Annotated in this window: 15 protein-coding genes and 1 pseudogene; 1 reads left to right on the forward strand and 15 read right to left on the reverse strand. The window is 42.4% G+C overall.

Annotated elements, in window-relative coordinates:
* Nucleotides 1-51: 51 nt before the first annotated feature.
* The 15 genes and pseudogenes from Q0620_RS08220 to Q0620_RS08290 all read right to left on the reverse strand — a co-directional run bounded on the left by Q0620_RS08220 (nt 52) and on the right by Q0620_RS08290 (nt 7749).
* A complete protein-coding gene (locus Q0620_RS08220; RefSeq protein ID WP_298784389.1) occupies nt 52-420 on the reverse strand; it encodes a YopX family protein in 369 nt (122 codons plus the stop codon).
* Entirely contained in the window at nt 407-745 is a 339-nt protein-coding gene (locus tag Q0620_RS08225) for a hypothetical protein (protein ID WP_298784392.1), read from the reverse strand. The genes Q0620_RS08220 and Q0620_RS08225 overlap by 14 nt, the downstream gene beginning before the upstream one ends.
* A gap of 15 nt (nt 746-760) precedes the next feature.
* Nucleotides 761-1225 carry a hypothetical protein gene (locus Q0620_RS08230; RefSeq protein WP_298784394.1) on the reverse strand — a complete coding sequence of 155 codons (465 nt, stop codon included), beginning with the start codon at nt 1223-1225 and terminating at the stop codon, nt 761-763.
* Entirely contained in the window at nt 1215-1907 is a 693-nt protein-coding gene (locus tag Q0620_RS08235; RefSeq protein WP_298784396.1) for a BRO family protein, read from the reverse strand. Before Q0620_RS08235 ends, Q0620_RS08230 begins: the two co-directional genes overlap by 11 nt.
* Before the next feature lie 3 nt (nt 1908-1910).
* Nucleotides 1911-2651, reverse strand: a complete 741-nt coding sequence (locus tag Q0620_RS08240) for an antA/AntB antirepressor family protein (protein WP_298784398.1) — start codon at nt 2649-2651, stop codon at nt 1911-1913.
* Nucleotides 2652-2792: 141 nt separating this feature from the next.
* Complete coding sequence (locus Q0620_RS08245; RefSeq protein ID WP_298784399.1) at nt 2793-2957, reverse strand: hypothetical protein; 165 nt, start codon at nt 2955-2957, stop codon at nt 2793-2795.
* A gap of 1 nt (nt 2958) precedes the next feature.
* Nucleotides 2959-3312: a hypothetical protein gene (locus Q0620_RS08250; RefSeq protein ID WP_298784401.1), complete on the reverse strand. Its 354-nt coding sequence runs from the start codon at nt 3310-3312 to the stop codon at nt 2959-2961.
* Nucleotides 3313-3381: 69 nt separating this feature from the next.
* Complete coding sequence (locus Q0620_RS08255; protein WP_298784403.1) at nt 3382-3618, reverse strand: hypothetical protein; 237 nt, start codon at nt 3616-3618, stop codon at nt 3382-3384.
* 54 nt (nt 3619-3672) lie between these two features.
* Complete coding sequence (gene ssb, locus Q0620_RS08260; RefSeq protein ID WP_298784405.1) at nt 3673-4152, reverse strand: single-stranded DNA-binding protein; 480 nt, start codon at nt 4150-4152, stop codon at nt 3673-3675.
* On the reverse strand, nt 4127-4744 hold the full coding sequence (locus Q0620_RS08265) for an NUMOD4 motif-containing HNH endonuclease (RefSeq protein WP_298784407.1): 618 nt from the start codon (nt 4742-4744) through the stop codon (nt 4127-4129). The genes ssb and Q0620_RS08265 overlap by 26 nt, the downstream gene beginning before the upstream one ends.
* A gap of 39 nt (nt 4745-4783) precedes the next feature.
* Nucleotides 4784-5641 (reverse strand): hypothetical protein, encoded by an 858-nt coding sequence (locus Q0620_RS08270; RefSeq protein ID WP_298784409.1) that lies wholly within the window; start codon nt 5639-5641, stop codon nt 4784-4786.
* A 10-nt stretch (nt 5642-5651) separates the two neighbouring features.
* On the reverse strand, nt 5652-6473 hold the full coding sequence (locus Q0620_RS08275; protein ID WP_298784410.1) for a PD-(D/E)XK nuclease-like domain-containing protein: 822 nt from the start codon (nt 6471-6473) through the stop codon (nt 5652-5654).
* A gap of 166 nt (nt 6474-6639) precedes the next feature.
* Nucleotides 6640-7269 carry a DUF3560 domain-containing protein gene (locus Q0620_RS08280; RefSeq protein ID WP_298784412.1) on the reverse strand — a complete coding sequence of 210 codons (630 nt, stop codon included), beginning with the start codon at nt 7267-7269 and terminating at the stop codon, nt 6640-6642.
* Nucleotides 7270-7327: 58 nt separating this feature from the next.
* Nucleotides 7328-7549: a hypothetical protein gene (locus Q0620_RS08285; RefSeq protein ID WP_298784414.1), complete on the reverse strand. Its 222-nt coding sequence runs from the start codon at nt 7547-7549 to the stop codon at nt 7328-7330.
* Between the two features lie 123 nt (nt 7550-7672).
* Nucleotides 7673-7749 (reverse strand): annotated as a pseudogene (locus Q0620_RS08290).
* A 351-nt stretch (nt 7750-8100) separates the two neighbouring features.
* On the opposite strand from Q0620_RS08290, the gene cls reads away from it, so the two are divergent.
* Nucleotides 8101-9090: cardiolipin synthase (gene cls / locus Q0620_RS08295; protein WP_298784416.1), on the forward strand; the 990-nt coding region annotated here is incomplete at its 3' end.

The following is a 9090-nucleotide window of genomic DNA, read 5'->3' on the forward strand; positions in this document are numbered from 1 at the left end:
ATTTTGGTGTCATTCTTGTTCCTCTTTCTTCGTATTTTAATTCCTTGTTGTTCATTTTTCTTCCCCCTTATTTTCTAGTAGTTCTGGATTTTCGTAGATATTGCCGAGGACTTCAATCTCCCACATACAATTAAAGTGGTCCATAAGCGCGCCTCTATCACAACCAAACGCGCCCATTTCGTCATCATATCTAACGACTTGCGTATGCGCTTCCCCGCCCGCATCGTCGTATTTGATTATATCCCCCTCATAAATTTCGCGCCCGTTTTTATCTTCCATTCCCGTATATTGCATAATATTGAAGGGTCTTTGTTCCGGGGTCCCGGGAAAAATTTCCCAAGCCGGTAAGTGAAAAATATCACCCCAATTAAGCATTTTCTTATCTAGAACATTCCACGCTCTAAATTTAATCTCTCCCATCGTCCTCTCCTTCATATAGTTTTTCTATGATTTGCTTTGCTTTTTCATATTTCTCACGCTGCCCTTTTTCGTGATAAAGCCGAAAGGTAATATTGTCTAAAAACAAAAGATCGTATGTGATCGTTTTGGAGCATTTAAATTTTCCGTTTGCTGAAAAAGAAAATATCATAGTTCCAAAAGAGCTCTCTTGCATAAGGCGAAAAGGGAAGTCCTCTTGTGTCTGCTCCCCAGCAATTTTAAAAAACGCCTTTTGCACCTGCTTTTTCTTATCCTTGATCTCTACAAGCTCCCTTTGAAGCTCTTGTAGCTCGGTTTTATAGCTCATTGATTTATTCCTTGCTTAAATTTTATCTTTTCCTCTTTTTTTAGAACTTGCCGCTTCTCTCATAGCTTCCCGCTCACGAGCCAGAAACTCTGCGCGCGCTTCCTCGCTCATTGCCAAAAGCGCCTCTAGGTTCTCGCACATTTTCTGCACTATTTTTCCGCCGCGATGCCACCGAAAGCGCAGAAATCGCTGAAGCACATTTAAGTGCGGCGAGCCCGTGCCCTTGTGTGCGATCCACGCAAGCTCATAATCGCTTGCGACTAATTCGTACGCCTTGTAATACAACTCCTCTATTCGCTCTTTAAGCGCGGGCGTGATCGGATCTTTAAAGGCTAGATAGTAGTGCTCCGTCTCTATCTGTAGCACTCCGCCTACTTTACGGAAGCGATCCGTGCGCCCGATCTTTCGGTCCTTACTTGCCTGTACATCTATCACGTAGAGCTTTTTGCCCTCGCGCTTTGCGAATTCTCTAGCGTTCATCCACATAAAATATCTGCCTTAAAATTTCCGTGCTATAGGTGTTTACGCGTCCGTATCTAGGATCGATAACCGCGCCCATAAACGCCCCTTGTTCGTTGCTTAGTCGCGTTGCTTTTTTGCCGAGGCTCGGGATATGATAACCCTTTTGCGAAATGCCGTTTAAATTCATATATTCAATAAGCGTCATATAGTTATCGTTGTTTAAAAGACGATTGATATTGTGCCTAGCTTTTAACTGTTCTTTATGCAGGTCGCTTATATCGTTTTTTATGACTTTTATATCCTTTTCGTGCGCGGCTAGAATTTCGACCGAGCCTTGTAAAATTTCTATTTGCGAGAGCGGTTTTTGCGTATAGCTCCCCGTTTTTCTAATGCTAGGCAAAACCTCTTTATTTACCCACATCCTAAACGGCTTCGCGTTCGGTTTATTGCTCCGCATAAGCACGAAGTAAAGCTGCGGCTCGGTTATCATTGTAAAATTCTGCCTACCGCCTACGGTTTCAAAAGGGTATGAGTTTAACTCACTCCCTTCAAACTCCGATTTTATCGCCTCTGCAACTTTTGCTGGCGTTGTAAGTTCTAAAACCTTGCAAACGTCGGCTAAGCAAAAAAGCGGTTCGCCTGTCTCATCGACCGTAACTCTAATCTCAAAATTTTCGTTTTTAAAAATTTCTAGATTCATTTTTTATCCTTTTAAAATTTCATTTTGTTCTATAAAAAAGCGGTCATTATCGTTTGCATACGCCATAACCGCGCCTATCTCGCTATAAACGCCGTCCATTTGATACTGGATTTTGTTTAATAGCCTTACTATCTCGCTATCTTTGATGTTTTGCTTTTGCTTTAGCTCTTGCGTGCGCTTGCGATAAAAATCCCGCTCGGTTTTGGCGTTATGTAGCATCGCTCTTAGGTTTTCCTCTTTTTGCTCGTAGCGTTCTATAACCTCCGCGTCGTAAATTACCCCGCGCTTGGCTAGTTCGGATTTTAGCTTTACGATAAGGGCGTTGTGCTGAGAAATTTGGGATTTGTAGCCGTTGATTACGTTCTGGTTATGTCTGCCTTGCGAGATCTGCACCGCTCTAAGGTTTGAGATTTCGTCCACGTAGTATTGAAATTTAAGCGCTTGGAGTTCTTGCTCGCATTTGATGAAATACCGCCTAGCCTCTTTGCCGCGCTCGTTATTTTCTACCATACAAAGCTCTTTCGCCATATCCAGAGTGATAAAATACTCTTTGCGCGGTCTGCCTTTGGTGTAAGCCACTTGAATAATATAGTCTTGATTTAGGGCGAAGCCGTATTGAGTTATACGGCGAGTTATCCAGTCTGCAAATTTTGTATCTGGATTTAGAAATTTAAAAAGAATTTCTGCGTTCGCAGGGAAAGCACCTTGTAATTCTGCCGTCGGGAAAGTTAAAGATAGCTGCATCGCTATACCTCCATAAGTAAATTTTATTGTGGAAGTATAGCTATATAATACTTATAATATTCTTAAGAAAGTATATAGAATATCAAAAGTATTAATTAGTATAGTAAAAACTTTTTCTCATTTTTGAGAAAAAGCCCAAATTTAGGCTTTGCCTCTGCTTTCAAGCTCCTTTGCTATTAGATGATAAATGTAGGTAGTAACGGGTAAGCCTACTTCATCAGCCCTTTTTTGCAGCTCCTCGCGCATTTTGTCGCTAACCTTTAGTTGTATAAGGTTGCTACCTTTAGTTTCTTTTTCCTCTGCCATTTTATCTCCTTTGGGTTATCCACTTATTCAGGATTTGAATAGCTATCTTAGCTAAATTTTTATAATCTTTTTTATCGTAGCATTGCAGTAGCTCGGGTGCGTCCTGCCTTAGGCAAGAAATTCCCCTTAAAGTTAGTCTGCATCCTATGAAATAGAAATTTAGGCTAACGTCTTTGTATTCGATAAGCCCTTCATCTCGCAAAAAGCTCATACAATCGCCTACAAAATGGACTTCTATATCAGGGGCTACCGCCGAAATTTCGGAAGCGTCGAATTTTATCCTCTTTGGGAAGCTTTTAGTCAGAGCAGCTAATATCAGCCCCACGCATTCGTCGAATTCATCTAAGCTAGCCATCTATCCTCTCCGCCAGCTCTCTTTGAGTGATGCCTAGCTCGCCGCAGACTTTTTTAACGATATTTTCGCTCATTCCTCGTCCCCCCTTTCGCAAATAACGCTAAACTCCGCCGCGGGATTATTTTTAAGCTCTAGCAGTATCTCGTAAAGCCTGATAAAATAATTCATATCTCCCCTGACGCCGAAGCTCCGACCGCAGACGGGGCAGGCATAAACGGTGGAGCCTAAATCTGCTATGATCTCCGTTTTGCACTGCTTGCAGACCATCTTTAGCTTTTTGATATTTAATATTTTTTCCTCTGCCATTTGCTCTCCTTTGTAAATTTATGCGATTATACAAAAAACACGCATTAAAAACGTTTAAAACGGGATCGTGTTACCGCCGTCATCGTATTTGGCGCTTTGCGGAGCGGGTTTGCGACTTTGGCTAGGGGCTTGCCCTCCCTGCGAATATCCGTAGCCCGAATTGTTGCCATAGTTGTTTTGATAGCTGCTCCCGTTAGAATTCTGCCCGCCTTGATTGCTGCCTAGCATCTCTAGGCTCTCTACCTCTACTACGTGCTTACTGCGGTTTTGTCCGCTTTGATCCTGCCACTGCTCCAGCTTTAGCCGCCCCTCTACGGCAAGCTTTGAGCCTTTGCGGAGGTATTGATTTGCGACCTCCGCCGTGCGCCCGAAAAACTTCAGATCTATAAAGCAGGTTTCCTCTGCTGTTTCCCCTTGCGCGTTCTTAAATTTTCTCGTTATGGCGATCCCCGAGTTCCCGACGCAATAGCCACCCTGTGTGTATCTCAACTCAATATCCCTTACTAATCTACCCAATAATATGACTTTGTTCATCTATGAGCTCCTTATAAATTTTTCTATGATATATTTTTAAGATTTGATTTTTAGAAACAGGCATAGTTTTGGCCACAGAGCAAGCGCTAGCCCCTTGCTGTTGTAATATAAGGATTGTTTTGATCTGGTCTGGCGTCAGCTTTCTTCTTGCTTTGCCGTTTTTTGAGGCAGTGGCTCTGCCTATTTCTGATCTATTCCATTTGTCAAGACGAATAGCCGACATTCTTATGCTTTTTTCGCTCGCTTTGGCAAGCCCCGTTTTGTAAGAGTGGGCTATGTTTTCTTTGGCAGTCGCCCACTCTAAATTCTCAAGCCGATTATCGGTTTTTACGCCATTTTTGTGATTTATTTGCGGCTTACGATCAGGGTTTACCAAAAAGGCTTCACAGACCAACCTATGGACGGGCTTTTTGCTTTGTTTTCTATTTTTGTGTAAACTAACATAATCATACCCATTATTATCAGTTACCTTTTTAAGCCATAGCCCTTTATGGTTTGGGTTATATTTGTTGGCCTTGGGGTGGCTAAAAACCATCCCGCCATCAGTAATAGAATAAAGGCCCTCATATCCAATAACTGGTTTTATTTTCATAGTACGCCCCCGCGAGTTAAATTTCCGATTAAGACGACCTTATTCATTTCTTAACTCCTCCGCCAGCGCGTCAATGCTATTCGGATCAGATAGATACGCTCTAGCCTCATCAGGATTCATCCTCTCCATCCGCTTTTCGGCTTCGATTTCGCTCACGCCTCTCGCTACTAGTTCATTTTGCAGGGCGTCAAGCGGTAGCACTTCTTCGCCTACGTCTATCTCTAGCGGCGCGGTTTCGATGATCTCCTCTGCGGGCTCTGCTTTTTGCTCCGCGGCTTTGGCTAGGAATTCATTTAGGTTTTGCGTCTGCTTTGCCTTTGGCATCTCTTTTATTTCGTTTATATCCTCAGCTTCATCGCTAGTTTTTAGCCCATATTTGACCTCGGGAAAAAACTCGTTTATAAAAAAGCTTTGCGCGCGATATTTCATCATTAGCTCGGGCATAGTTTGCCACTTTGAGCCGTTTTTGCTTAGCCAGCCTTCGCGGCGCGCCATATCCATCGTGATCGTAGTGCCACGCAGTAGTTGCCCTGTTTGAGCGTCCACGGCTTCGCAGTGCGCGCTTTGTCCGTCGGGGCTTAAAATGGTGTTTAATCGCCCTTTTAAAAGCCCGCTGGAATTTAATCGCGCGACTAAAAATTTCGTCTCGAAACTCGGTTTGCCGTGAATGATGTAGATGCTCTGCGCCACTTCGAGCGCACCTAAATTCATGCGCTGGGCGAGATCAAGTACGATAATAGCCGCGCCGATAGTTGCCTCTTTATCACCCTTGCGTAAATGCGCAGGGAAAAAGTCGGTAGCTACAAATGCTTTGGCTTTTCTTTGCTCTAGTTCAAATTTCTTTACCTCTAGCTCTAGTTTTTGCCCTTGCGGGTCAAGGGGTTGTAATTGGTTCATAATCTATCCTTTACACTATGCTCTCATAAAATTTCCACGCAGGCAGGCTTAGCGTCTGCACTGCCTCTATCTCTTTACTCTCGGGTTCAAACTTGGCATATCCCCACCACTCGTTACGCTCTAGGCACAGCTTATAGCGCTCAAGCAGGGCTAGATATGTCTTGCGCCCTTGCTCTATCGCCGCCTCGTCTAGCGTATAAAAGCCCGTCATATAAGGCTTTTTGGTTTCGACTGCGATAAAAAGGAAGTTTTCTACCCGCTTGCCGCATAGGCGCAAGATATCGGTATAAAACGCCGCTTGGATGTGATAGTTAAAATTTGCTACCGATTTTGCAAATCCGTCCGCGCTAGCGTCGGAGGTCGTTTTCAAATCTACGCAAAGCCCCAGCGCTTCGTTTAAAAAGTCGGGGCGACACCTCACGGGCACCCCCGAAATCTCCGCAAAATAGCTCTGCTCCGCTAGCCCGTCTTTTAAAAAAAGCGCCGTCTCTCTCATAGAATTGACCGCGTTTGCGATGGCGGTCGCTTTTTCGTAGGCTTCGGCGTCTAATACGATCTTTTCGCCCGCACCCTTTAAAAACTCTGCGTAAGCCTCTTTGCCCTCTTTAGTGCGTTTATCGGCTTTGGGTTCAACCGCAAATTCTTTTAAAAAATCTGCAGGCTCTAAAACCAACTTATGCACTGCCGAACCCAAGATCAAGGCCTTGCTATCTGGCTTTTCAAACTCATCTTTGAATTTGAAGTGATAGGGGCTCTTGGCGAGCAAATCAAGATCGCTTTTTGAAATTTCCGCCCGTGCGTGGTAGTCTTTGATACTCATTGTTTCGCGCATCGCATATCCTTTTTTCTGGCATTTACAAATTTAGCAAAGCTGCTAAATTTCGTGTGTTTACCGACACCCATCCGAGTCCGATAAGCTATAAATTCTTCTCTAAAATCTTTTAAGCTCATTGTTTATCCTTTCTAGGGCTAGAAATAAACTAGCCCGTTAATGGAGTTTAGCCCCATAGTTTTTGGGCTAATTCTACTTTCTGCGCTAGCTCTTTTACTGCTTTCGTAGCATAAGTTAAGCTATAACTGTGCTCGCGTTCTATCGTGCCGTCCTTTAGCCCTTTTTGGCGCGCTTTGGCTTTTTCTAACTGTGCCGTAAAGTATTCAAGGCTTTCGGGCATTGATAGGTTTATCTCCTCCGCCTTTGCTTCCCAATACTCGGCTTTGCGCGCTCTTTCGTCGGCGATTTCTTGCTCTTTTACGCTACTCCCCATCCTGTTCCAGTTGCGCTCAATTAATGCTCGGTGCCTATGCTCGCTGTGATGCCCGACCTTTATCGGCTCGCCGAGCCTTAGAAACTCTGCGCCCTCTTGGCTTTTTTGATACCACTCGAAGCTCTTTTTCGCGTGCACCGCTTGCGAGTTTCTGTATTTTTCTGCTTTTCTTGTTGCATAGCTTTCCTCTAATCTCACGATTGAGTAATAAAACTTGTCGTTTTTTTCTGCTAGCAGGTTATAGACCTCGCATTCGACCTTTTTGCCATATTGCGTTTCAAGGACTATAACCTCGCCTTTGTTGTGTTTTTCATCGCATTGAGCCACCCATACATTGGGGCAATATTTTTTAAAAACATTCATTTTCTATCCTTTTAATATCCCAAATCTTAGGTTTGAGATCGTAAATTTCGTATGCTTTCTAAATAGCTTTTTCAGAAGCCGTAGCATCAGCCGTAGCATCGCGCTCCTCCTTTTTTCGCTCCGCCACCCTTGCTAGTAGTGCGAGGTCTATCAGCAGATCACCTACGCTCATTCCGCTCATCTGTGAAACTTCGCATAGATGCTCCGCTACGGAGTCCAAATATTGCGAAATGCTATTTGCGAACTCATCGGCGGCGTCTTGAAACTCTTGATTTTTCATCGTTTTCTCCTTTAAAAAATATCCATAAAAGAGCCTCCGATTTAAGGATTTTCATTCGAAAAGATACAGCAAAGATTTTTAACCGCCTAAGGAGCAAGGCGAGTGGAGGCTCATTTATGGATATGGAGACGATAGGCGGGAGTCGAACCCACAACAACGAAGCTCCTTTGCTTCTGCTCTGCCGTTGCGCTACTATCGTCTTAAAGACAAGGATTTTTCTACCCCCGAACTTGTCGCTATCGGGGCTGATTACTCGGGTATGGGTTGTCGTATCCATACGGACGCTTCCCGTAGCTTCTGCCCGACGCGGGCTCGGTGTGGGGCACCTTGGTTTTGATGAGCGTATCTTACCTAAAGTAATATTAAAAATTACTTAAAGTAAGACAAAAGGTAATAAAAAGTAATGAGTTTTTTGTTAGAATTAGTGGTATAATTTCAAAAATTATAAAAAGATGGGTCAATGCGCGCGATTTTTTTCTCGTAAAGAATACTTTGACAAAGCTTGCGACGGCGGATATCAACCAAGGTGCGATGAATATAAAAATATAAATATGAATGAAAGAGAGCAGGAAATTGTAAAAATGCTCTACAAATCTGAAGGGACATTTTTGACTAATAATACGAGCTATAGATTGTTTTACAATGGAAAAGATGCGTTTGATTCGATTTTGGAAGATATAAAAGGCGCAAAACACAGTATTTATATGGAATATTTTATTTGGAAATCAGACGAGCTGGGAGAAAAAATTAAAAATTTACTTTTGAAAAAGGCAAAAGAAGGTGTAAAAATAAAATTGCTTTTTGATGGTGTGGGGGCGTTTAATTTGTCAAGAAAATACAAAAAAGAATTGAAAATGGCTGGAATTGAAGCAAGGTTCTTTTTAGATGTAAAATTTTCAATAACAAAATTGAATTATAGAAATCATAGAAAAATGACGATTGTTGACAATGAAATTTTACATACTGGCGGAATGAATGTAGGTCAAGAATATATTGACGGTGGGAAGAGGTTTTCTAGCTGGAGAGATACGAATGCAAGATTTATTGGGGAAATAACTGCGCAATATTTAGCCATTTTTGTAACAGATTGGTTAAACAGCGGTGGAAAAAATGACGATTTTTCACGGATTATAAAATCGGAAGCGGTTAAAGAAATAAAAGAGCAAGAACCGATTGATAAGCAAAAGTTGAAATATGTCATGCAAGTTTCTTCAAGTGGACCTGATACCGAGTGGACAACATTAAAATACCTGTACTCAAAGATGATTTCTGTCGCAAAAAAAGAGATAATCATACAAAGTCCATATTTTGTACCTGACACGAGTCTTGTTTCACAGCTAAAAATAATGGCACTCTCAGGAGTTAAAATAAAAATAATGATGACGGGAGTTCCCGATAAAAAAATTCCGTATTGGATTGCAGAAACTTATTTTGAGGAATTAATTGATGTTGGAGTGAAAATTTACAGGTATAAAGCTGGATTTTTGCACTGTAAAAATATAATTGTGGATGAAAAGATGTCGACAATGGGAACTTGTAAT

Source organism: uncultured Campylobacter sp., assembly GCF_938017615.1.
In the GTDB taxonomy this organism is placed as follows: Bacteria; Campylobacterota; Campylobacteria; order Campylobacterales; family Campylobacteraceae; genus Campylobacter_B.